Here is a 21477-nt window from a genome sequence, read left to right as displayed (position 1 = left end):
CCGCGAATGCGATCCGGCATGCGCCTGCCGGCGTCGATCCGCCCGCCCTTTCCCTTCCCTTTCCTGCCCCGACCGCTCCATGGACCTGCGCCAGATCGAATACTTCGTCCGCGTCGCCGAGAACCGCAGCTTTTCCCGCGCGGCGGGGCAGCTCGCGGTGTCCCAGCCCTCCCTCAGCCGCCAGGTCGGCCTGCTGGAGCAGGAGCTGGGCCAGCACCTGCTCTATCGCAACGGGCGCGGCGTCGAGCCCACCGAGGCCGGCCTGCGCTTCCTGGAACATGCGCGCGCGCTGCTGGCGCTGGCCGCGCGCGCCAAGGAAGACCTGCGCAGCATGGGCGACGTGCCCAGCGGCAAGGTGATCGTGGGCCTGCCGCCGCGCATCGCGCTGGTGTTGACGCCGCCGTTGGTGCGGGCCTTCCACGAAGCCTTTCCGGACGCCTCCATCACCGTGGCGGAAGGCCTCAGCGTGCAGGTGCGCGAGTGGCTGCTGGCCGGCCGGGTCGACCTGGCCATGCTCTACGACCCGCCGCCCTCCCCCCAGTTGACCTATGAATCGCTGTTTCGCGAGGAATTGGTGCTGGTGGCGGCGCGCGCCCATCGTCCCGACCTGCCCGCCCGCGTGACCGTGGCGCAGTTGCGCGACTACCCCCTGATCCTGCCTTCGGCGCCCAACGCCATCCGCGCCCTGGTGGAAAGCGTCTGCCGCGCCCATGGCGTGCACCTGCGCGTGGTGGCCGAGGTCGACGCCGTGCACACCCTCGTCGAGCTGGCCAACCAGGGGCCGGCCTGCGCCATCCTGCCCCGTTCGGCGGTGCGCGGGCCGGAGCCGCAGCCGGGGCTGGCCGTGGCCGGCATCGTGTCCCCGCGCATCCTCAACGACCTGGTGCTGGCCAGCCCGCGCCACCGGCCGGCCACCCGGCTGGCCGGCGCCACGGCGGCGCTGCTGCGCGGCCTGGACCTGGCCGCCCTGTTTCAGGGACGGACCCCGGCGCCCGGGCGCAAGCCGCCGGGCGGGCGGCCGCCGGCGCGCCCGGGACAACATGCGGGACGACACGCGGAATAAGGCCGCGTGTAAGGCCACGCGCAAGGGCCCGGGTAAGGTCCCGTGTAAGACCGTCCACGCCCTGGATCCATCCTCCCCGGCGCAATCCGCCATCCCGCCGCCGCAAACGCGATAAAATCCCTGGTTTCGTCCCTTTTCCTAGCGATACGCAATGGCAACGATCCTCCAGCACATCCCCACCGGCCAAAAGGTCGGCATCGCGTTCTCCGGCGGCCTCGACACCAGCGCCGCGCTCCATTGGATGCGTGAAAAAGGCGCGGTGCCCTATGCGTACACCGCCAACCTGGGCCAGCCCGACGAGCCCGACTACGACGACATCCCGCGCCGCGCCCTGCAATACGGCGCCGAAAAGGCCCGCCTGATCGACTGCCGCCAGCAACTGGCGGCCGAAGGCATCGCCGCCCTGCAAAGCGGCGCCTTCCACATTTCGACGGCCGGCGTCACCTACTTCAACACCACCCCCATCGGCCGCGCCGTCACCGGCACCATGCTGGTGGCCGCCATGAAGGAAGACGACGTCAACATCTGGGGCGACGGCAGCACCTTCAAGGGCAACGACATCGAGCGCTTCTACCGCTACGGCCTGCTCACCAATCCCGACCTGAAGATCTACAAGCCCTGGCTGGACCAGACCTTCATCGACGAGCTGGGCGGCCGCGCCGAAATGTCGGCCTACATGCGCCAGTCGGGCTTCGAATACAAGATGTCGGCAGAAAAGGCCTACTCGACCGATTCCAACATGCTGGGCGCGACCCACGAAGCCAAGGACCTGGAGCACCTGAACTCCGGCATCAAGATCGTCCAGCCCATCATGGGCGTGGCGTTCTGGCGCGACGAGGTCGAGGTCAAGCGCGAGGAAGTGCGCGTGCGCTTCGAGGAAGGCCGCCCCGTCGCCCTGAACGGCGTCGAGTACAAGGACCTGGTCGAACTGCTGCTGGAAGCCAACCGCATCGGCGGCCGCCACGGCCTGGGCATGAGCGACCAGATCGAGAACCGCATCATCGAGGCCAAGAGCCGCGGCATCTACGAAGCCCCGGGGCTGGCGCTGCTGTTCATCGCCTACGAACGCCTGGTCACCGGCATCCACAACGAAGACACCATCGAGCAGTACCGCGACAACGGCCGCAAGCTGGGCCGCCTGCTGTACCAGGGCCGCTGGTTCGACCCGCAGGCCATGATGCTGCGCGAAACCGCCCAGCGCTGGGTGGCCCGCGCCGTCACCGGCGAGGTCACCGTCGAACTGCGCCGCGGCAACGACTACTCCATCCTCAACACGGAATCGGCCAACCTGACCTACAAGCCGGAACGCCTGACGATGGAAAAGGGCGAATCGGTGTTCTCGCCGCAGGACCGCATCGGCCAACTGACCATGCGCAATCTCGACATCGTCGACACGCGCGACAAGCTGATCACCTACGTCAAGACCGGCCTGCTGGCGCCCGCCGCCGGCGCGCCCCTGCCGCAGATCAAGGAGTAAGTTTCCTGGCTGCCTCGCGCAGCAGGAACTTCTGGATCTTGCCCGTCGCCGTCTTCGGAATCGCGCCGAACACCACCGTGCGCGGGATCTTGAAGGCGGCGAGATGCTTGCGGCAGTGCGCGACGATGTCGTCGCTGCTGCAAGCCGCCCCCTCCTTCAAGGTGACGAAGGCGCAAGGCGCCTCGCCCCAGACGGCGTGCGGCCGGGCCACCACGGCGGCCTCCAGCACGTCGGGATGGCGATACAGCACGCTCTCCACCTCCACGGTGGAGATGTTCTCGCCGCCCGAAATGACGATGTCCTTGATGCGATCCTTGATCTCGATATAGCCGTCGGGATGCACGACGCCGAGATCGCCCGAGTGGAACCAGCCGCCGGCGAACGCCTCGGCCGTGGCGCCGGGATTGCGCAGATAGCCTTTCATGACGGTGTTGCCGCGCAGCACGATCTCGCCCAGCGTCGCGCCGTCCGCCGGCACCGGCCGCATGTCGCCGTCCACCACCCGCACCGCCTCCACATTGAGCTTGCGCACGCCGATGCGCGATTTCAGCGCGGCGCGCTCGGCCAGCGGCAGCGCGTCCCATTCCTCGTGCCAGGCGCAACTGATCGACGGGCCGTAGGTTTCCGTCAGGCCATACAGATGGGTCACGCCTATGCCCAGGTCCTCCATCGCCTCGATCACGGCGGCCGGCGGCGCGGCGCCGCCCGTCATCGCCTGCACCGGCTGGACGGCGCGCCGGCGCACGTCCGCCGGGGCGTTGACCAACATGTTCAGCACCACCGGCGCGGCGCAGAAGAAGCCCACGCGATGGCGCGCGATGGCGTCGAAGATGGCGGCCGGCTCGACCTTGCGCAGGCAGACGTTGGTGCCCGCCAGCGCCGCCAGGGTCCAGGGGAAGCACCAGCCGTTGCAGTGGAACATGGGCAGCGTCCACAGATACACGGCATGCGGCGGCATGCCGCAGGCCAGCACGTTGCCCGTCGCGTTGAGATAGGCGCCCCGGTGGTGGTAGACCACGCCCTTGGGATTGCCCGTCGTGCCGGAGGTGTAGTTCAGGCAGATGGCGTCCCATTCGTCGGCGGGACCGGCCGGCATGCCGTCCGCCGATGCGTCGGGCGCGGGCGCGCCCGCCAGCCATTGCTCATAGTCCGTTTCGCCCAGCGTGCCGTGCTCGCCGCGATATTCGCTGTCCTCGATGCGGACCAGGCGCGGCGGCGCGGCCATGCGCGCGGCCACCTCGCCCACGGTCGCGGCGTACTCGCTGTCGAACAGCAGCACCGACGCCCCGCCGTGCTCCAGGATGTAGGCCAAGGCGGCGGCGTCGAGCCGGGTGTTCAGCGCGTTGAGCACCGCGCCCGCCATCGGCACGCCGAAATGGGCCTCGTACAGCGCGGGTATATTGGGCGCCAGCACGGCGACCACGTCGCCACGGCCCACGCCCCCGGCCTTCAGCGCCGCGGCCATGCGCAGGCAGCGCCGCCAGGTCTCGTCCCAGCTTTGCCGGAAGTCCGCGCCATGCACCAGCGCGGTATGGTCGGGATGAACGCTGGCTGCCCATTGCAGGAAGCCCAGCGGCGTCAGCGGGACGTGATTGGCCGGATTGCGCGGCAGGTCGTCGTCGATCATGGCGTTTCTCCCACGGAGTCGCTGGAATCGCTGGAATCGCCGGCGTGATCGGAGCCGGCGGTGTTGGCGCCGGGGCGCGTGGCATCGGACGCACCCGCGCCGCGCCCGCTTTCCGCCTGCGCCGCCGCCCACCCCAGCTCCGCCAGCGGCGCCACGCGCGCGCCCATCTCGTGGGCGTCGTCGCCGGCCGCGTTGCCCGCCAGGCCGCGCGCGTACACGCCCTGCAAAATGGCGGCGATGCGGAAGAAACTGTAGGCGAGATAGAAATCCCAATTGTCCGGCGGCCGGATGCCGCGCGCGCGGCAATAGTCCGCCACGAATTCGGCTTCGCCCGGAATGCCCAGGCTGTCCAGGTCCAGGCCCGCGATGCCGCGCCACAGCGCCGGCGAGATGCGCCAGCACATGCAGTGATAAGCGAGGTCCGCCAGGGGATGGCCCAGGGTGGACAACTCCCAGTCCAGCAGGGCGATGGCGCGCGGCGCCTCGGGATCGAACACCAGGTTGTCCAGGCGATAGTCGCCGTGCACCAGGCTGGCGCCCTCCTCCGGCGGCAGGTGGCGCGGCAGCCAGTCGATCAGCGCTTCCATGGCGGGGATGCGCTGCGTCTCGGTCTCGCGGTACTGGCGGCTCCAGCGGGCCACCTGGCGCGCGTAGTAGCCGCCGGCGCGGCCATAGTCCGCCAGGCCGACGCGCGCCGGCTCGACGCGGTGCAGCGCCGCCAGCACGCGCCCCGCTTCGCCATAGATGGCGCGCCGTTCGTCCGGCGCCAGGCCGGGCAGCGCGGGATCCATGAAGACCCGCCCGCGCGCATAGCCCATCAGGTAGAACGGCGTGCCGACGATGGCGCGGTCGTCGCAGTAATGCAGCATGGGCGGCACCGGCACGTCGGTATCCGCGAGCGCCGACATCACGCGATACTCGCGGTCCACGGCGTGCGCCGAAGGCAGCAACTGCCCCGGCGGCTGCTTGCGCAACACGCGGCAGCCGTCCTTGTCCTCCAGCAGATACGTCGGATTCGACTGGCCGCCCGACAGCGGGCACAGCCGCAGCGTGGCGGCATCGGCCAGGCCGTGCCGGGACAGATAGGCCGACAGCGCCGGCAGCCAATCGGGCGCCGCGCCGCCCTGGATCGGAGAGACAGTATTCATTGATGTGCCCTCCTGTCGCTTCGCGACCGCCTCCCCAGGGGAGGATTCGCGCTTGGGGCGGCCCGGCGCGCTCATACCAAAGCCTTGCGAGGCGCGTCCGCCTCGTCCCAGCGCCAGTAGCCGTCGCCCTCGTCCATCAGGTAGCGCGCAAGCACCATCTTGTGCACTTCGGAGGCGCCGTCCACCAGGCGCGCCTGGCGGGCATAGCGATAGATCCACTCCAGCGGCGTGTCCTTGGAGTAGCCGCGCGCGCCGTTGAGCTGCAAGGCCGTGTCCACGACCTTGTGCAGCGTCTCGGAAACCACGATCTTGGCCATGGAGATTTCCTTGCGCGCGTAGTCGCCCTGGTCCAGCCGCGCGGCCGCGCGCATGGTCAGCAGGCGCCCGATCTCGATCTGCATCGCGGCGTCGCCCAGCAGCCACTGCACGCCCTCGCGCTCGGCCAGCCTCTGGCCGAAACTGGCGCGCCGGTCCACGTACTCGACGGCCAGCGACATGGCGCGGCGCGCCAGGCCCAGCCAGCGCATGCAGTGCGTGAGCCGTGCCGGCCCCAGGCGGATCTGCGTCACCTTCAGGCCGTCGCCGACGCCCATCAGGCGGTTCTCGTCGGGAATTTCCAACCCGTCGAATACCAGTTCGCAATGGCCGCCGTGTTCCTCCGGCCCCATGATGGGTATGCGCCTTTCGATGCGCCAGCCGGGCTGCCCGGCGTCGAACAGGAAGGCCGTCAGCCCCTTGCGCGCATCGTCCGAGGTGCGCGCCATCAGGATGAAATGCCGCGCCACGCCGGCGCCCGTGATGAACCACTTGCGGCCATTGACGATCCACTTGTCGCCCTCGCGGGTGGCCGTGGTCAGCATCATGGAAGGATCGGAACCGCTGCCGGGATGCGGCTCCGTCATGACGAAGGACGAGCGCACCTTGCCGTCGATGATGGGTTGCAGCCAGAGGTCCTTCTGGTCGGGCCTCGCCACCTGCGCCAGCACCCGCATATTGCCGTCGTCCGGCGCGGCGGCGTTGAAGGCCACCGGGCCGAAGATGGAGCGGTTCATCTCCTCGTAGCAGGCCGCCAGCCCCACCATGGGCAGGCCCTGGCCGCCGCGTTCGCGCGGCATCTGCAAGGCCCACAGGCCGGCCTCGCGCACCCGCGCGCGAACGCGCTCCAGCGCGTCCTCGGCGATGTTCTCATGGGCGTCGTAGTTGGCGCGATCCGCTTCCAGCGGAATGAGTTCGCGGTCGACGAAGTCGCGCACGCGGATGCGGTAGTCCTCGAGCGCCGGCGGCAGGGAAAAATCCATGTGCATCTCCATATCCATCGTTCAAAGCGAGCTGACCAGGTGGCCGCCATCGACGTCGATGACCGACCCGGTCATGAAGGCCGAGGCATCCGACGCCAGCAGAAGCAGCGGCCCGTCCAGATCGTGCAGTTGTCCCAGCCGGCGCTGCGGCACGCGCTTGATCAGGGCTTCGCCGGCCGGCGAGGCAAAGAAGGCGCGGTTCAGGTCGGTGGCGATATAGCCCGGCGCCAGGGCGTTGACGCGGATGTCGTGGCGCGCCCATTCGAGGGCCAGCGCGCGCGTCAGGTGCAGCAGCCCGGCCTTGGCGGCGGCATAGGGCGCGACCTGCGCGGCCACCCGCTGCCCCAGGATGGAGGCGATGTTGACGATGACGCCGGGCCGCGCGTGCGCCCGGAAGTGGCGCGCGCCGGCCTGCGCCACCCGCCACGCACCGTTCAGGTTCACGTCGATGAGGCCGCTCCAGGCCGCCTCGTCGATGTCCAGCGCGGGCGCCGTGATGGCGACGCCCGCGCAGTTGATCACCACGTCCACCGGCCCCAGCGCCCGCGCCGCGCCGTCGAAAGCGGCCCGCACGCTGTCCGGGCAGGTGACGTCCATGCCGATTACGCAGGCCTGGGCGCCGGCCTGCCGCAAGTCCGCGGCGACCTCCTCGCCCAGCGCGGTGCGGCGCCCGCACAAGGCCAGCCGGGCGCCGGCGCGCGCCAGCACCGTGGCGAAGTGGCGCCCCAGCCCGCTGTAGGCGCCCGTCACCAGGACGGTCTTCGATTGCAGATCCTCGAACATCTCCGTCACTCCTCCGCCGCCAGCCCGGGACCGCGCAGCCGCGGCGCCCAGGCATCGGGCACCTCCAGCTCGAAGCGCAGCACCGCGCTGGCCAGCGCCTTGCCGTAGTTGTCGATCGCCAGGCTGCGCGACACGCCGCCGCCCAGCGCCCCCTCCAGTACGAAATTCAGCACGCCCAGACCCTCCACAGCATAGCGCGTGATGGCGCCGCGCACCGCCTGCTCCGGGTAGATGCCGCGCATGGCCGCCACGGTGAGGGCGCGCTCGATGACGGGATAGAAGTCGGGCTCGTAGGCGATCACGGCAATATTGGAGGTATTGCCCTTGTCGCCCGAGCGCGTGTGCGCAATGCGCCGCAAAGTAACCTGCATGATGTCTCCCCCGCTGTTCAGACGATTCAGACGAATTGGACCGTGCAGCGCACGGTATCGCGCGGCACCAGCGTCGACCACAGCCCGATCACCTCGCGCACCCGGTCCTGGTGCGGCACGCGCTTGCCGGTGGACGCCAGGCCGCAGACCGCCATGCCGTCCACCTCGCGGCCGATGCGTTCGGCCTGGGCGCGCGTGGCGCAACGGGCCGCGATGCGCAGCGCGATCTCCGCCGGCGCGCAGGCCGGCGGCGCCGAGGCCGCGCCATGCACCGCGTTCAGGCCGAGGAAGTCGATGCGCAGGTCTTCGCATTGCAGGTCGCTCAGGCGTTCGCGCAGGATGGTCTCGGCCAGGCGGGCCTTCTCCAGGCAGCCCGGGCCGGCGAAGAAGAACATGTCTTCGCCGATATAGCCTTCCGTGCAGCCCATCGACACCTTCAGCGTGTCGGTGCGCGCGCGCCCGCCGATGCCGGACACGCGCACGCGGTCGGCGCCCGCCTGCGCCAGGCGCGCCGTCGTGAAGTCCACCACCACGTCCGGCGTGATGTAGCGCGCCGGATCGTGGACCTCGTAGAACATCTGTTCCTTCACCGTGCGCAGGTCGATGCAGCCGCCCGTGCCCGCCACCTTGCCGATCTCGGCCGTGCCGTCGGCGGCCACGTCCGCATAGGGAAAGGCCAGGTTCCAGGGCTGCGGCACGTCCTTGTAGCCGGGATCGCCGAAATAGCCGCCCGTGACCTGGGCCCCGCATTCCAGCAGATGGCCGATGCCGCTGCCCTGGCCCAGCCGCTGCCAGTCGTCGGCGCGCCAGCCGTAGTGATGCATCATGGGCGCCAGGAACAGCGAGGGATCGGCCACGCGTCCGGTGATGACGATATCCGCGCCCTGGTCCAGGGCCTGCACGATGGCTTCGGCGCCGGCGTAGGGCTCCGCCGAAATCAGGGTGGCGCCTATCGTCGACACCGGCGCCCCGCTTTCCATGATGGCCAGCTCGCGCCGCGCGATGTCGGCGGTCAGGTCGGAGGCCTGGATCGCCGCCACCCGCGCGTCCCGCCATCCCGCTTCCGCGCACAGCGCCGCCACGCGGCGGGCCGCGGCCAGCGGATCGATCCATCCCTGGTTGGAGACGATGCGCGTGCCGTTGGCCTTGCAGTGCGGCAGGACCGCGCGCATGCGGTCGTCCAGCCAGGTGTCGTAGCCCGGAAAACCGGGGTCGCGCCGCTTGCGCACCTGCGCGGCCGAGACGGTGGCCTCGGCCATGGTCTCGAAGCACAGGAAATCCAGCTCGCCGCGCTCGGCGTTCCAACGCGCCGGTTCGATCCGGTCGCCCCACCAGCCCGCGCCCGAACCGATGCGCAGCGTGCCCGCTTTTTCAGTCATCAACGTCTCCTTGCTCATTGCGGATGGATGCCGGCGTCCTGGATGATCTTGCGCCACTTGGCGGTGTCGTCCCGGATGACGGCGGCGTACTCCTGCGGGGTATCGGCCACCGGCACGGCGCCCAGTTCCTCGACCTGCCGCCGCACCGCGGGCGTGTTCATCGCGTCGGCCACCGCCGACCGAATACGCCGCACCACCTCGTCCGGCGTACCCGCCGGCGCGAGCAGGCCGAACCAGGAGTTCACCTCGTAGCCCGGCAGGCCCGCTTCGGCCACGGTGGGCACATCGGGCAGCATGGGCACGCGCTCGCGCGTGGTGACGCCCAGCGCCAGCACGCTGCCGGAACGGATCTGGCCGATGGCCGAAGGCAGGTTGTCGTACATGAGCTGCACCTGTCCGCCCAGCAAGGCCGTCATCGCGGGCGCCGAGCCGCTGTAGGGCACGTGCCGGATATCCACCTTCGCCAGGCTGTTGAACAGCTCGCCCGACAGGTGCGGCGTGCCGCCCAGGCTGGTGGACGCGAAGTTCAGGACGCCGGGCTGGGCCCGCGCCCGCTGGATGAGCGCGGCCACGGAGGCAATCCCGAGCTTGGGATTGACCATCAGGACGTTGGGCGAGTTGGCGACCAGCGTCACCGGCGCGAAGTCGCGCGCCGAGTCGTAGTGCACGTTGGCGTAGAGGAATTGATTGGTCGCCTGCGTGCCCACGGTGCCCATCAACAAGGTGTAGCCGTCGGGCGCGGCGCGCGCCACGGCGGCCGCGCCTATGCCGCCGCCGGCGCCGGGGCGATTCTCCACCACCACGCTCTGGCCCAGCCGGGCGCCCGCCTCGCGCGCCACCAGGCGGCCCAGCAGGTCCGTGGTACCGCCCGGCGGAAAGGGCACCACCAGGGTGATGGGCCGCGTGGGCCATGCCGGCGCGGCCTGGGCGGGCGCGGCCAGCGCCGCCGCCGCGGCCAGCACGGCGGAGAGTATCGACGAAACCCTGCGCGCAGCCGCGCGCGGGCCAGGACGTGAATGAAGACGCATCGGGACTCCCGGTCGCTGAACGAATCAGCTTGAGTGGTCGGACAGCTTGAATGGTGAGATTTGGGTGGTGAGACTTGGCTCGTCAGGCTTGAATCGCCGGTTTTGAATCGTCAGGATTGAATGGTCAGGCTTGGATCATCAGGCTTGGAGGGTCAGGTCTGGATAGTCAGGCCGAGGACGGCGGCGCGCCGGCCAGTTCGACGAGCGCGTCCAGCGCCACGGCGCCCTGCCCGCGCGCGCCCACCAGCACCGGATTGATGTCGACCGAGGCCACCCGGCCGCCCGCCGCCCGCGCATAGCGTCCCAGGCGGACGGCCTGCTCGGCCAGCGCCTCCACGTCGGCGGGCGGATCGCCGCGCACGCCCGCCAGCAAGGCGCCGATGCGCAGGCCGCGCAGCTTGGCCGCCACGTCCTCCGCGCCGAAGGGCGGCAGCAGCACGGCCACGTCGTCCAGGGCCTCGACATACTTGCCGCCGGCGCCCACCAGCACGACGGGGCCGAACACCGGGTCGTTGCGCACGCCCAGCGCGCACTCGTGCAGCCCTGCATGCATGCGCGCCACGATCCAGGCGGCGTCGTCCACGCCCAGCCGCGCCAGCGTCTGCGCCTGCCGCGCCAGGGCCTCGCGCAATGCCGTTTCGTCGTTCAATCCCAGCGCCACCAGGCCGTGTTCCGATTTGTGGGGAAGACGGGCCGAGCACGCCTTCAAGGCCACGGGCACGCCGATGCGCCGCCACGCCGCGACCGCCGCGTCGGCGTCCGCGCAGACCGCGTGCTCGGCCACCGTCAGGCCATGGCTGGCGAGCAGCGCCAGGCTATGGGCCTCGGACAGCGTTCCGGTGGATGGCTGCGCTTGCGCGGATGAATCCTCGCCTAAGCCCGCAGGCGGCACCGTGGCCGCCGCATCGGACGTCCAGGCCGGCGCAACGCGGCCGCGCAGGCGGTGCAGCCGATAGAGCGCGGCCAGGGCGCCGCAAGCCTGCTGCTCGTCCGCATAGACGGCCACGCCGCGCTCGCGGAAGGCGGCGGCCACGGGCGCCTGCCAGGCCACCACGGCGACCGGCTTGCCGGCACGGGCGGCGAAATCGGCGGTGTCGGCCGCGAAGGCGGCGACGTCATAGCCGCGCCCCGCGACCGGGATATCGATGAGAAACCCGTCGGCGGCGGGATCGGACGCGATCAGCGGCAGCACCTCGCCGAACAGGCCGTTGTTCGACAGCAGCGCGGCCGTGATGTCGACGGGGTTCGTGGTCGTGGCGAAGCCGGGCAGGCACCGCGCCAGGCCGGCCTGCGTGGCGGCGTCCAGGGGCGCGATCTCCAGCCCGCTTTCCTGCGCCGCGTCCGACGCCAGCACGCAGCTCGCCCCCGAATTGCTGACGACCACCAGGCGCGGCCCCCGCGGCAGCGGACCGCGCAGCGCCAGCTCCGCATAGCGCACCAGTTCCTGCGGATCGCGCGCGCGCAGGATGGCGTGGTGTTCGAAATAGGCGTCCACCGCGCGGTCCTCGTTGGCCAGCGCGCCCGTGTGCGAAGCCGCGGCGCGCGCGCCGGCCTCGGAGCGGCCCGACTTCACCGCGATCAGGGCCACGCCGCGCGCCCGCGCCATGGCGGCCGCCTCGGCCAGCGCGCCGGCCTCGCGCAGGGACTCCAGGTAGAGCAGCACGATGCGCACCTCGGGATCGCGCAGGACCGCGCAGGCCAGGTCGGCCACCGTCACGTCGGCCTCGTTGCCGGTGGCGTGCACGTGTCGCACGCCGATGCCGCGCTGGCGCAAAAGGCCGTACACCATCGCGCTCATGCCGCCGCTCTGGCTGATGACGGCCACGGGGCCGTCGGCCGGCGGCACCTCCAGGAACATGGTGGAAAAGCTGGCGATGGCGCCGGTGCCGAAATTCGCCAAGCCTTGGGAATTCGGTCCCACGATGCGCATGCCGGCCGCGCGCGCCCGCGCGGCCATGGCGTCCTGCAAGGCGCGGCCCGTGCTCCCCGTCTCGGCGAAACCGGCGGAAATCACGATGGCCGCGGCCACGCCCGAGGCGGCGCACTCGTCCACCGCCCGCACCCCTTGTTCGCCCGCGACCGCGACGATGGCCAGCTCGGGCGCGGCCGGCAGGCTCGCCAGGCTGGGCCAGCAGCGCTCGCCCTGGACGTCGGCGCGCTGCGGGTTGATGGGATAGAGCTGGCCCGCGTAGCCATGGCGCCGCATGTAGTGGATGGGACGCCCGCCGATCTTGTCGGGATTGTCGGACGCGCCGATGATGGCGATGGATGCGGGATCGAGCAGTTGCCTGAGGGTGGCGTCGTCGTTGCGAGTGAGCATGTGTTCCCCTGCCGTGTTCAATTGACGGTCGCGCCGGAGGCCCGCACCACGCCCGCCCATTTGTCCACCTCGTCGTTGACGAAGCGGCCGAAGTCCGGCGGCGTCATCCATTCGGCGGAAAAGCCCTGCGCGGAGAACTTGGCCTGCACGTCGGGACGGCCCAGCACCTTGCGCAAGGCCTCGCTCAAGCGCTGCACCACCGGCGCGGGCGTGCCGGCCGGCGCCATCAGGCCGTTCCAGGCCGTGGCCTCGTAGCCGGCCAGGCCGGACTCGGCGACCGTCGGCACTTCGGGCGCGGCGGGCGAACGCCTGGCGCTGGTCACCGCGATGGCGCGCAGCTTGCCGCCATGCACGAAAGGCATGGAAGACAGCATGGTGTCGAACATGATGTCGGTCTGCCCGCCCATCACGTCGGTCAGCGCGGGCGCGCTGCCGCGGTACGGCACGTGGACCATCTGCGTGCCGGCCATGCTGTTGAACAGCGCGGCGGCCAGATGCGTGGATTGCCCGTTGCCCGACGACGCGAAGGTCAACTTGCCCGGCCGCGACTTGGCCAGCGCGATCAGTTCGCTCACGCTGTGCGCCGGCAGGTCGGGCCGCGCCACGATGACCAGGGGCCCCTTCGTCAGCAGGGACACCGGCGCGAAACTCTTGCGCGTGTCGTAGGTGCGGTTGGCGAACAGCGACATGTTGATGGCGTGCGCGGTGGTCGCCAGCAGCAGCGTGTAGCCGTCGGGCGCGCTCTTGGCGACCATCTCCGCGCCGATATTGCCGCCGGCGCCCGAACGGTTGTCGATGATGATGGTCTGCCCCAGCTCCTCGCCCAGGCCCTGCGCCACCACCCGGCCGACGATGTCGGTGGGACCGCCCGGCGGATAGGGCACGACCAGGGTGATCGGCCGGGCCGGCCAATCGGCGGCCGCCGCGGCCGCGCTCGCGGTCAGGGCGAGCGCGGCCAGGGCCGCCCGCCATATCGAAATTGCAGGCATGCGTGTCTCCTCCGTCCTCATGGGGACGTTATGGTTTGGAATGGTTTGGGAATGTTTTTTTGAACGGACCGGCGATGGACGGCCGGCAGCGCGTCAGGGCGGCCGGCGCGCCTCGAAACGGAGCAGGAGATGCTGTCCATGCGCCCAGACCTGGCCGGCCACGGCGTCGCCCACGGCCACCCCGGGCGCGGCGTGGCCCATCAGCACCGGCCCTTCCCGCAAGCGGACCAGCACCAGGGTATAGGGCGCGTACTCGCGCCAGGCGGCGTCGGGCGCCCGATGCACCACGCTGCACGCGGTGACGACGCCCTCGCCGCTCGCGCGCGTCCACGCCAGGGACGTGCCGCCGCAGGCGGCGCAGGCATAAGGCCGCAAAGCCCACCATGCGCCGCAATCCGCGCAGCGCTGCATGTCGAGAGGATGCCGCTGCGTCATGCCGCCTCCGCTTCCAGCACCAGGCTGACGTGGGCCGACAGCACGCCGCCGTCGGCATGCACCAGGGCGCGCCGGCGGCGCCCGATCTGCCGATCCCCTGCCGCGCCGGCCAGTTGCTCCCAGGCTTCGGCGACGTGGGACAGGCCGCCCGCCACGCCGGAATGGCCGAACGACAGCAGCCCGCCGTGGGTATTGAGCGGCAGCGCGCCGTCCGGGTCGTAAATCCCCTGCCGCAGGCGCGCCGCGGCGCCGCCGCGCGGCGCATAGCCCAGTTCCTCCAGCAGCATGACCAGGGTGACGGTGAAGGAGTCGTAGATGGCCAGGTAGTCGATCTGTTCGCGCGATACGCCGGCCTGGTCCAGGGCACGCCGCGCGGCGCGCGCGGCCCCCGTGTCCAGCACGTCGCGCAACGCCGACAGGTGCTGGTGGCGATGCGCCTGGCCCGCGCCCGCCAGCCGCACCGGCCCGGCGTCGGTGGACAGCAGCAAGGCCACGGCGCCATCCGAAATGGGACAGCAATCCAGCAGATGCAGCGGCGTGGCGATGGGCCGCGCATCCAGCACCTGCCGCAGGTCGATCGGTTCCCGCAGGTGCGCGCGCGGATGGCCGGCGGCGTTGCGCCGCATCAGTACCGCGAACTCCGCCAGGTCCTCGCGCCGCGTTCCGGTGGCGGCCATGTAGGCCGACGCCAGCAGCGCGTAGTAGGCCGGCACCGACGCGCCGTTGGGCACCTCGGTGTCCGCTTCGCCCACCTGGGCCAGCGTCTGGATGGAGGTGTCGCGCGCCTGTCCGGTCAGCCGGTTCTCCCCCGCCACCACCAGCACGCGGCGGCAGGCGCCGCTGCGCAGCAGCTCGCCGGCCAGCATCACCATCGCCGCGCCCGTGGCGCCGCCCATCTGGATGCCGTGCGCGTAATGGGGCTCCAGCCCCAGTTTCTCGCTGAGCAAGGTGGCCAGCATCAGGTGCGGATAGGTGGTGGCGTAGCCGCACAGCACGCCGTCGATGCCGCCGCGCGCGACGCCCGCGCGGGCGATCGCCGCATTGGCGGCCTGCGCCATCAGGTCCAGCGCGCTCTGGCCTTCCAGGCGCCCGAAGGGCGTGCCGGCCGCGGCCAACAGGTAAGGATGGCGGTTTTCAGGCATGGGGCATCCAGGCTTGTTCGATCTGCCGCGCTTCGACGGCCAGGGCCTGCGCGAGCTCGTCCTCGCGCGACTCGATGCGCTCGTTCAGCGCGGCCACGCTCAAGGCGGCGATGGCGCGGCCGTCCGGGCCGCGCACCGCCACGCCCAGGCCGCCCATTTTCTCCTGCACCACGTCCAGCAGCATGGCATGGCCCCGCTCGCGCGCGCGCTCGGCGGCGGCGTCCAAGGTCGGCACGGGAAAGCGCGGATAGCGCGCCGCCAGGCGCTGGTGCACCATGGGCAGGACGGTGCGCAGTTCGTTGTCCGCCAGCACCGAATACAGCGCCAGGCTGCCCGCCCCCACGCCCAGCGGCCGGCGGCTGCCGACTTCGAGGTAGTTGGCGCGGATCGGATAGTCGCCGAAGCACAGGTCCAGGCATACGGACTCCCAGCCCATGGGCACCGACAGGATCACGGTATCGCCGAAGCGGCGCGCCAGGCGGATCAGGGCCGGCCGCGCCAGGCTGCGCACGTCCAGCCCGGCCACCATCGCATGATGCATGGCGTAGACCTGCGGGCCGAGCATGTATTGCTTGCTTTCGGGGTCTCGCTCCACGAAACCCTCCTCCTCGAGCTCCTTCAGGATGCGCAGGGCCGTCGACATGTCCAACCCGGCATTGCGGGCGATGTCGGTGAGCCGGCAAACGCGCCGGTCCGACAGCGCCGCCAGCACGCGGCAGGTCTTCTTCGTAGCGGATACGGGGGTCTGGTCCTGCGACGACATGGCGTCGGCCTCGCCTCATGCTGAACACGGGCACAAGATAGAGAACCGGCACGGGACCGGTAAAGTTGCGTCGCAACAAACTTTCACGGGACGAAAGTCCGGCGCCGTTGCCCACCCGTCATCTGCCCATCGCCCGCCCGTCACCCGCCCTCCCCCTATTACCTGGGAGGTAGTTGGGCGATCTCCACCAGCCCGCTCTAATCCTCCTGCCGCGATCGATTCCGTTCGCGGCGAACCCAAGAGGAACCCCCATGCCTTCCTATCCCATACACACGCTCGCCACGGCGCCGGAGCAGGCGCGTCCCGTTCTCGAACATCTCAACAGAACCTTCGGCACGATCCCGAACATCGCGGGCGCCATGGCGAATTCGCCGGTCCTGATCGAGGCCTTCGCCGGCCTGTTCCGGCAAGTCCACGCCGGCACCTTCAGCGAAGCCGAGATCCAGGCCGTGCTGCTGACCAACGCGGTCGCCAACGCCTGCGATTGGGCCGTCGCCTTCCACAGCATGCTGGCCCTCGATGAAGGGATCGCGCCCGCCGACGTCGAGGCGATCCGCCGGCGCGACCTCCCGGCCGACGGCAGGCTGGCCGCGCTGTCGGCCTTGGCCCGGCGCCTGATCGAGACGCGCGGGCATATCGGCGACGCCGATCTCGCCGCCTTCGCCGCCGCGGGTTTTCGCCCGGACCAGGCGCTCGAAATCCTGGCCGTGACGGCGGCCTCAACCATCACCAACTATGCCGGTACCATAGTCCGGCCGCCGTTGGAGGATTTCCTGCAACCGCATGCCTGGCGGCCCTGAATGCGATCGTGTCCCGCCGCCGCGATCCAGTGACCACGAAGGAGTTTCGCCATGTCCACGCCGGATTCGATTGCCCTGCCGCGGGGCGGCCAGGTCGGCGCCCTGCTGCGCCACTGGCGCGACCTGCGCCGCAAGAGCCAACTGGAGCTCTCGCTCGACACCGGCGTGTCGCAGCGGCATCTCAGCTTCATCGAGATCGGACGCAGCGCGCCCAGCCGCCAGATGCTGATCGACATCGCCACCGCCCTGGATATTCCCCTGCGCGACCGCAACACGCTGCTGCTGGCCGGCGGCTATGCGCCGATATATCAGGACGGCGCCTGGGACGGCCCGGAGATGCGGGCCATCGCCAAGGCCCTGGAACAGATGCTGCGGCGCCACGAGCCTTTTCCGGCGCTGGTCATGGACCGCTACTGGAACGTGCTCATGACCAACCGGTCCGCGCCGCGCTTCTTCGGCCGCTTCACCGACCTTTCCGCGCGCAAGCCGCCGCGCAACATGCTGCACCTGGTCTTCGATCCGGCCGGCCTGCGTCCCTGCATCGCGGACTGGCCGGCCGTCGCGCGCAGCCTGATGCAGCGCGTGTACCGCGAAGCGGTGGGGCGCGTCATCGACGACAAGACCCGGGAGCTGCTGGCCGCGCTGATGGCCTATCCGGGCGTCGAGCCGGACTGGCTATCGCCGAAAGCCGCGGACGCCCGGGCCGCGATGCCCGTCATCCCGCTGGGCCTCGTCAAGGACGGCCGGGTGCTCAATTACTTTTCCCTGGTCACGACCGTGGGCACGCCCCAGACCGTCGCCGCCCAGGAAATCCGCATCGAGTGCATGTTCCCCGCCGACGAGGCGACCGAGGCCTTGCATGCCGAATTGCTGGGCGAGGAAGCCTGAACGCGGGGACCGTTTCCCTACAACTCGACCTGCATCCCCATTTCCACCACGCGATTGGGCGGAATCTTGAAGAACTTGGTGCTGCGGGTGGAGTTGCGCGCCATGAAGGCGAACAGCGCGCGCCGCCAGCGCCGCATGGCCGGCCGCCGCGCCGACACCACCGTCTGGCGCGACAGATAGAAGGACGTGCGCATCGGCTCCAGGTCCAGCTCCGGATAGGACTCGGCGATTTCCCGCAGCACCTCCGGCACGTCCGGTTCTTCCTTGAAGCCGTAGGTCACCACCGCCTGCCAACTGGACGCGCTGAGCTTGGCCACCGTGAAGCGCTCCTCGGCCAGCACGTAGGGCACGTCGGCGCTGCGGATGGTGAAGAAGAGCACGTGGTCGTGCAGCACCTTGTTGTGCTTGAGGTTGTGCAGCAGCGCCGGCGGCACGTAGCCGGGGCTCATGGTCATGAAGATGGCCGTGCCGTGCACCCGCGCCGGCGGATAGGCCTCCAGTTGCTCCATGAATTCCTTCAGCGGCTGGCGGTCGCGCTGCTGCAGTTCGCTCAGCAGATAGCGGCCGCGCCGCCAGGTGATCATCAGCGTGAACACGACGATGCCGACCATCAGCGGCAGCCAGCCGCCTTCATGCACCTTCAAGGCATTGGCCGAGAACAGCAGCAGGTCGAAGATCAGCAGGAAGCCCAGCACCACCGACCACATGACGCGCTTGGCGCCGGCGTTCAGGCGCATGGTCAGCGAGAACATCAGCACCGAGGTGGTCAGCATCGTGCCCGTGACCGCGAAACCATAGGCGGCCGCCAGGTTGTCCGAGCTGCGGAACACCAGCACCAGCACGATCACCGCCGCCAGCAGCAGCGCGTTGACCTGCGGCAGGTAGATCTGGCCCTTCTCGATGGCGGACGTATGCAGGATCTCCATGCGCGGCCAATAGCCCAGTTGCACGGCCTGGCGCGTCATCGAATACGCGCCGGAGATCACCGCCTGCGATGCCACCACCGTGGCGACGGTGGCCAGCGCGACCAGGGGCGCCACGAACCAGTCCGGCGCCATCAGGAAGAAGGGGTTCTTGATCGCGCCCGGATCGCGCAGCAGCAAGGCGCCCTGGCCGAAATAGCACAGCGTCAGCGACGGCAGCACCATCCAGAACCACGCGCGGCGGATGGGGCTCCGGCCGAAGTGGCCCATGTCCGCGTAGAGCGCCTCGGCGCCGGTCAAGGCCAGCACCACGGAGCCCAGCAGCACGAAGCTGGCGCCCGGCGACTCGATGACGAAGCGCACGGCCCAGATCGGATCCAGCGCCTGCAGGATGGCGGGCGTCAGCCAGATCTGCCAGCCGCCGACCACCGCCAGGGTGCCGAACCACAGGGCCATGATGGGACCGAACAGCTTGCCCATGGTGCCCGTGCCGCGCGACTGGATGACGAACAGCGCGATCAGCACCACCATGGACAGGGGCACGACCCAGTGCTCGAAGCGGTGCGACACCACGCTGATCCCTTCCAGCGCGGACATCACCGAAATCGCCGGCGTGATCATGCTGTCGCCGTAGAACAGCGCGGCGCCGAAAATCGCCAGCATGATAAGGAAGGTGCGCAGGCGGCCGGTGCGGCCGCGGATGGCCAGCTCCAGCAGCGCCAGCGTGCCGCCCTCGCCGCGGTTGTCCGCGCGCAGCACCAGGGTCACGTACTTGAACGAGACCACCAGCATCAGCATCCAGAACAGGATGGAGAGCACGCCCAGGACGTGGCCGGGCTGCAGATCGCCGTAGCCCGTCAGGCAGGCCCGCAGGGTATACAGCGGGCTGGTGCCGATATCGCCGTACACCACGCCCAGCGCGCCCATGATCAAGGCGGCCTTGGAGGATGGCGCATGCGCCACGGGGCCCTTGCCGACGGTTGCGGTGCTTGAAGTCATACTTGTTTGTCGTGTCGGGTCAATTGCGCCCCCTTGCGCGGGCCGGGAAACACCACCGTCAGGCGGGTGCCCGGATACTCGGGCCGGCTGGTGAGCTTCCACCAGGCGCCGTGCGCGTGGGCGATCTCGCGCACGATGGCCAATCCCAGTCCGGAGCCGCCGGCCGTCGCCGAGGGCGAACGGTAGAAGGCCTCGAACACGCGGTCCCGGTCCTCGGCCGCGATGCCCGGCCCGTCGTCCATCACCGTCAGCGACGGCGGATTGCTGCCCACGTGCAGGGTAATGCAACCGCCGGGATTGCCGTAGCGCATGGCGTTGTCGATCAGGTTGCCCAGCAATTCGTCCAGCAGCAGGGGATCGGCGTCGATCCAGACCGGTTCGTCCGGCGCCACCAGGTCCAGTTGGACCTGGGCCGCCCGCGTGCGCGGTATCCATTCCGCGCCGCTGGCGCGCACCCAGTCGCACAGGTCGACCCGCTGGAAACTGTCCTGCGGCCGCGCGTTGGGATCGGCCCGCGCCAGCACCAGCAATTGCTGGCCCAGGCGGATCATGCGGTCGCTGACCGCCTTGATCCGCTCGGCGCGGGCGCGCACGTCGTCCGGCAAGGGCCGCGACAGCATCAATTCGGATTCCAGGCGCAGGCCGCTGAGCGGGGTGCGCAACTGATGCGCCGCGTGGCCGATGAAGCGCCGCTGGGCCGCCAGCGAGGAATCCAGGCGCGCCAGCAGGTCATTGGTGCGCAGCACCAGCGGCTCCATTTCCGCCGGCACGCCCGCCACTTCCAGCGGCTGCATGTCGTCGATGGAGCGCTGGCTGATCTCCTCGGACAGCAGGTTCACCGAACGCAGGCCGGAGCGCACGCCGTGCACCACCACCCAGGCGAACGCCACCATCAGGATGGCCTGGCCCAGCACCATCAGCCAGAAGAAGTCCTCCAGCATCCAGATGGCGAGATCGATCTTGTGGGTGATGACCCAGGTGGCCGCCAGGTCCAGCAGCACCAGGAGAAGAATGGCGGGCAGCAGGCGCACCACCAGATGACGGGCCAGCGAACCGGCCGGCAGCAGGCCGGGCCGGGCGATGGCATCGGCGGCGGCCGGCCGCGCCGGGGCATCCGGTCCGCTATTGCGCAGGGCGTGGGGGGCGACTGGTTCGGACCGTGTATCCACGCTCATGGTCTGGGGCGCCTCTTGCCGGCACAGCGTCCCGGCAGGGCGTCGAAAGAGGGCTCGAAGGAAGAAATGGCGTCGCTGGCCAAGCGGAGCAAGCGCCGCTCAGGCCGCGGGGGCCGCCGTTTCCACGTCCAACAGGTAGCCGAAGCCGCGCACCGTCTGGATGCTGGCGCCCGTGCCTTCCAGGCGCTTGCGCAGACGGTACACATAGACTTCGACCGCGTTTTCGCTGAAATCGGCGTCCCAGGCGGACAGCGAATTGACGATTTGCCGCTTGGTGACCACGCGGCCGACACGCGCCATCAGCATCTCCAGCACCGACAGCTCGCGCACGGACAGGGCCAGGCGCTCCCCGTTGACGCGCACCTCGCGGCCGACGGTGTCGAACACCAGCGGACCGACCTCGATCAGCGGCTGGGCCTGCCCGCTGCGCCGGCGGGCGAAGGCGCGCGCGCGCGCCGCCAGTTCCGGCAGGTCGAAAGGCTTGGTGACGTAGTCGTCGGCGCCGGCGTCCAGTCCCGCGACACGGTCTTCGATGCCGTCGCGCGCGGTGAGTATGAGGACGGGAACCTGATTGCCGTCCAGACGTAGCTGGCGCAGCACATCGAGGCCGCTCATGCCGGGCAGGTTGAGGTCCAGGACCAGCAGATCGTAGGGCTGTCCGGCCAAGGCGCCCAGCACCTTGTCGCCGTCGGTCAACCAGTCGACCGCATAACCCTGGTCCGCCAGGAATTCCTGGAGCGCGTGGCCCAGGGTGGTGTCATCTTCGATTACGAGTACTCGCATGGCGCGATTCTAGCGCGATCCAGCTTGCAGCGACATGACCTGTTCCGCCCGCCCGACAATTTTTTTGCCGCCGGGCCAGGGCTGCC

General features: G+C 70.2%; 19 protein-coding genes. 4 read left to right on the top strand and 15 right to left on the bottom strand.

Annotation, left to right across the window (positions count from 1 at the left end; genetic code table 11):
* Positions 1–79: 79 nt before the first annotated feature.
* Entirely contained in the window at positions 80–1063 is a 984-nt protein-coding gene (locus CAL29_RS10640) for a LysR family transcriptional regulator (protein WP_094853016.1), read from the top strand.
* Between the two features lie 151 nt (positions 1064–1214).
* Entirely contained in the window at positions 1215–2540 is a 1326-nt protein-coding gene (gene argG / locus CAL29_RS10635; protein WP_094853015.1) for an argininosuccinate synthase, read from the top strand.
* Here argG and CAL29_RS10630 read toward each other — a convergent pair.
* From CAL29_RS10630 to CAL29_RS10575, 12 genes are all read right to left on the bottom strand, one after another.
* Positions 2530–4167, bottom strand: a complete 1638-nt coding sequence (locus tag CAL29_RS10630; protein ID WP_094853014.1) for an acyl-CoA synthetase — start codon at positions 4165–4167, stop codon at positions 2530–2532. The genes argG and CAL29_RS10630 overlap by 11 nt on opposite strands.
* Entirely contained in the window at positions 4164–5315 is a 1152-nt protein-coding gene (locus CAL29_RS10625; RefSeq protein ID WP_094853013.1) for a phosphotransferase, read from the bottom strand. The genes CAL29_RS10630 and CAL29_RS10625 overlap by 4 nt, the downstream gene beginning before the upstream one ends.
* A gap of 71 nt (positions 5316–5386) precedes the next feature.
* On the bottom strand, positions 5387–6613 hold the full coding sequence (locus CAL29_RS10620; RefSeq protein WP_094854010.1) for an acyl-CoA dehydrogenase family protein: 1227 nt from the start codon (positions 6611–6613) through the stop codon (positions 5387–5389).
* A 21-nt stretch (positions 6614–6634) separates the two neighbouring features.
* On the bottom strand, positions 6635–7396 hold the full coding sequence (locus tag CAL29_RS10615; RefSeq protein ID WP_094853012.1) for an SDR family NAD(P)-dependent oxidoreductase: 762 nt from the start codon (positions 7394–7396) through the stop codon (positions 6635–6637).
* A gap of 5 nt (positions 7397–7401) precedes the next feature.
* Positions 7402–7767, bottom strand: a complete 366-nt coding sequence (locus CAL29_RS10610) for an AtuA-related protein (RefSeq protein ID WP_094853011.1) — start codon at positions 7765–7767, stop codon at positions 7402–7404.
* Positions 7768–7793: 26 nt separating this feature from the next.
* On the bottom strand, positions 7794–9146 hold the full coding sequence (locus CAL29_RS10605; protein WP_094853010.1) for an acyclic terpene utilization AtuA family protein: 1353 nt from the start codon (positions 9144–9146) through the stop codon (positions 7794–7796).
* A 14-nt stretch (positions 9147–9160) separates the two neighbouring features.
* Positions 9161–10174, bottom strand: coding sequence for a Bug family tripartite tricarboxylate transporter substrate binding protein (locus CAL29_RS10600; RefSeq protein WP_094853009.1), 1014 nt, complete (start codon positions 10172–10174; stop codon positions 9161–9163).
* Positions 10175–10340: 166 nt separating this feature from the next.
* The gene (locus tag CAL29_RS10595) at positions 10341–12494 is read right to left on the bottom strand and encodes an acetate--CoA ligase family protein (RefSeq protein ID WP_094853008.1); all 2154 of its coding nucleotides are present in this window, start codon (positions 12492–12494) and stop codon (positions 10341–10343) included.
* Between the two features lie 17 nt (positions 12495–12511).
* On the bottom strand, positions 12512–13483 hold the full coding sequence (locus tag CAL29_RS10590) for a tripartite tricarboxylate transporter substrate binding protein (RefSeq protein WP_094853007.1): 972 nt from the start codon (positions 13481–13483) through the stop codon (positions 12512–12514).
* A 93-nt stretch (positions 13484–13576) separates the two neighbouring features.
* On the bottom strand, positions 13577–13918 hold the full coding sequence (locus tag CAL29_RS10585) for a Zn-ribbon domain-containing OB-fold protein (protein WP_094853006.1): 342 nt from the start codon (positions 13916–13918) through the stop codon (positions 13577–13579).
* Positions 13915–15060, bottom strand: coding sequence for a thiolase family protein (locus CAL29_RS10580; protein ID WP_094853005.1), 1146 nt, complete (start codon positions 15058–15060; stop codon positions 13915–13917). Before CAL29_RS10580 ends, CAL29_RS10585 begins: the two co-directional genes overlap by 4 nt.
* On the bottom strand, positions 15053–15823 hold the full coding sequence (locus CAL29_RS10575) for an IclR family transcriptional regulator (protein ID WP_094853004.1): 771 nt from the start codon (positions 15821–15823) through the stop codon (positions 15053–15055). Before CAL29_RS10575 ends, CAL29_RS10580 begins: the two co-directional genes overlap by 8 nt.
* 251 nt (positions 15824–16074) lie before the next feature.
* Here CAL29_RS10575 and CAL29_RS10570 point away from each other — a divergent pair, with 251 nt between their 5' ends.
* Together CAL29_RS10570 and CAL29_RS10565 are read left to right on the top strand one after the other, a co-directional pair.
* Positions 16075–16623 (top strand): carboxymuconolactone decarboxylase family protein, encoded by a 549-nt coding sequence (locus CAL29_RS10570; protein WP_094853003.1) that lies wholly within the window; start codon positions 16075–16077, stop codon positions 16621–16623.
* Positions 16624–16674: 51 nt separating this feature from the next.
* On the top strand, positions 16675–17511 hold the full coding sequence (locus CAL29_RS10565) for a helix-turn-helix domain-containing protein (protein WP_094853002.1): 837 nt from the start codon (positions 16675–16677) through the stop codon (positions 17509–17511).
* A gap of 17 nt (positions 17512–17528) precedes the next feature.
* On the opposite strand, the gene CAL29_RS10560 is transcribed toward CAL29_RS10565, so the two are convergent.
* From CAL29_RS10560 to CAL29_RS10550, 3 genes are all read right to left on the bottom strand, one after another.
* Positions 17529–19433, bottom strand: coding sequence for a potassium transporter Kup (locus tag CAL29_RS10560; protein WP_094853001.1), 1905 nt, complete (start codon positions 19431–19433; stop codon positions 17529–17531).
* Complete coding sequence (locus CAL29_RS10555; RefSeq protein WP_306430690.1) at positions 19430–20455, bottom strand: sensor histidine kinase; 1026 nt, start codon at positions 20453–20455, stop codon at positions 19430–19432. Before CAL29_RS10555 ends, CAL29_RS10560 begins: the two co-directional genes overlap by 4 nt.
* A 252-nt stretch (positions 20456–20707) precedes the next feature.
* Positions 20708–21391 (bottom strand): response regulator transcription factor, encoded by a 684-nt coding sequence (locus CAL29_RS10550; protein WP_094852999.1) that lies wholly within the window; start codon positions 21389–21391, stop codon positions 20708–20710.
* Between the last annotated feature and the right edge of the window lie 86 nt (positions 21392–21477).

The organism is Bordetella genomosp. 10 (assembly GCF_002261225.1).
Taxonomy (GTDB): domain Bacteria; phylum Pseudomonadota; class Gammaproteobacteria; order Burkholderiales; family Burkholderiaceae_B; genus Bordetella_C.
Note: the sequence above shows the minus strand (reverse complement) of the source record. Positions and strands in the feature narration are given on the sequence as shown.

Excerpts from the sequence above, each read along its gene's own strand:
- CAL29_RS10640 (WP_094853016.1), top strand. The coding sequence starts at position 80 with ATGGACCTGCGCCAGATCGAATACTTCGTCCGCGTCGCCGAGAACCGC.
- argG (WP_094853015.1), top strand. The coding sequence starts at position 1,215 with ATGGCAACGATCCTCCAGCACATCCCCACCGGCCAAAAGGTCGGCATC.
- CAL29_RS10630 (WP_094853014.1), bottom strand. The coding sequence starts at position 4,167 with ATGATCGACGACGACCTGCCGCGCAATCCGGCCAATCACGTCCCGCTG.
- CAL29_RS10625 (WP_094853013.1), bottom strand. The coding sequence starts at position 5,315 with ATGAATACTGTCTCTCCGATCCAGGGCGGCGCGGCGCCCGATTGGCTG.
- CAL29_RS10620 (WP_094854010.1), bottom strand. The coding sequence starts at position 6,613 with ATGGATTTTTCCCTGCCGCCGGCGCTCGAGGACTACCGCATCCGCGTG.
- CAL29_RS10615 (WP_094853012.1), bottom strand. The coding sequence starts at position 7,396 with ATGTTCGAGGATCTGCAATCGAAGACCGTCCTGGTGACGGGCGCCTAC.
- CAL29_RS10610 (WP_094853011.1), bottom strand. The coding sequence starts at position 7,767 with ATGCAGGTTACTTTGCGGCGCATTGCGCACACGCGCTCGGGCGACAAG.
- CAL29_RS10605 (WP_094853010.1), bottom strand. The coding sequence starts at position 9,146 with ATGACTGAAAAAGCGGGCACGCTGCGCATCGGTTCGGGCGCGGGCTGG.
- CAL29_RS10600 (WP_094853009.1), bottom strand. The coding sequence starts at position 10,174 with ATGCGTCTTCATTCACGTCCTGGCCCGCGCGCGGCTGCGCGCAGGGTT.
- CAL29_RS10595 (WP_094853008.1), bottom strand. The coding sequence starts at position 12,494 with ATGCTCACTCGCAACGACGACGCCACCCTCAGGCAACTGCTCGATCCC.
- CAL29_RS10590 (WP_094853007.1), bottom strand. The coding sequence starts at position 13,483 with ATGCCTGCAATTTCGATATGGCGGGCGGCCCTGGCCGCGCTCGCCCTG.
- CAL29_RS10585 (WP_094853006.1), bottom strand. The coding sequence starts at position 13,918 with ATGACGCAGCGGCATCCTCTCGACATGCAGCGCTGCGCGGATTGCGGC.
- CAL29_RS10580 (WP_094853005.1), bottom strand. The coding sequence starts at position 15,060 with ATGCCTGAAAACCGCCATCCTTACCTGTTGGCCGCGGCCGGCACGCCC.
- CAL29_RS10575 (WP_094853004.1), bottom strand. The coding sequence starts at position 15,823 with ATGTCGTCGCAGGACCAGACCCCCGTATCCGCTACGAAGAAGACCTGC.
- CAL29_RS10570 (WP_094853003.1), top strand. The coding sequence starts at position 16,075 with ATGCCTTCCTATCCCATACACACGCTCGCCACGGCGCCGGAGCAGGCG.
- CAL29_RS10565 (WP_094853002.1), top strand. The coding sequence starts at position 16,675 with ATGTCCACGCCGGATTCGATTGCCCTGCCGCGGGGCGGCCAGGTCGGC.
- CAL29_RS10560 (WP_094853001.1), bottom strand. The coding sequence starts at position 19,433 with ATGACTTCAAGCACCGCAACCGTCGGCAAGGGCCCCGTGGCGCATGCG.
- CAL29_RS10550 (WP_094852999.1), bottom strand. The coding sequence starts at position 21,391 with ATGCGAGTACTCGTAATCGAAGATGACACCACCCTGGGCCACGCGCTC.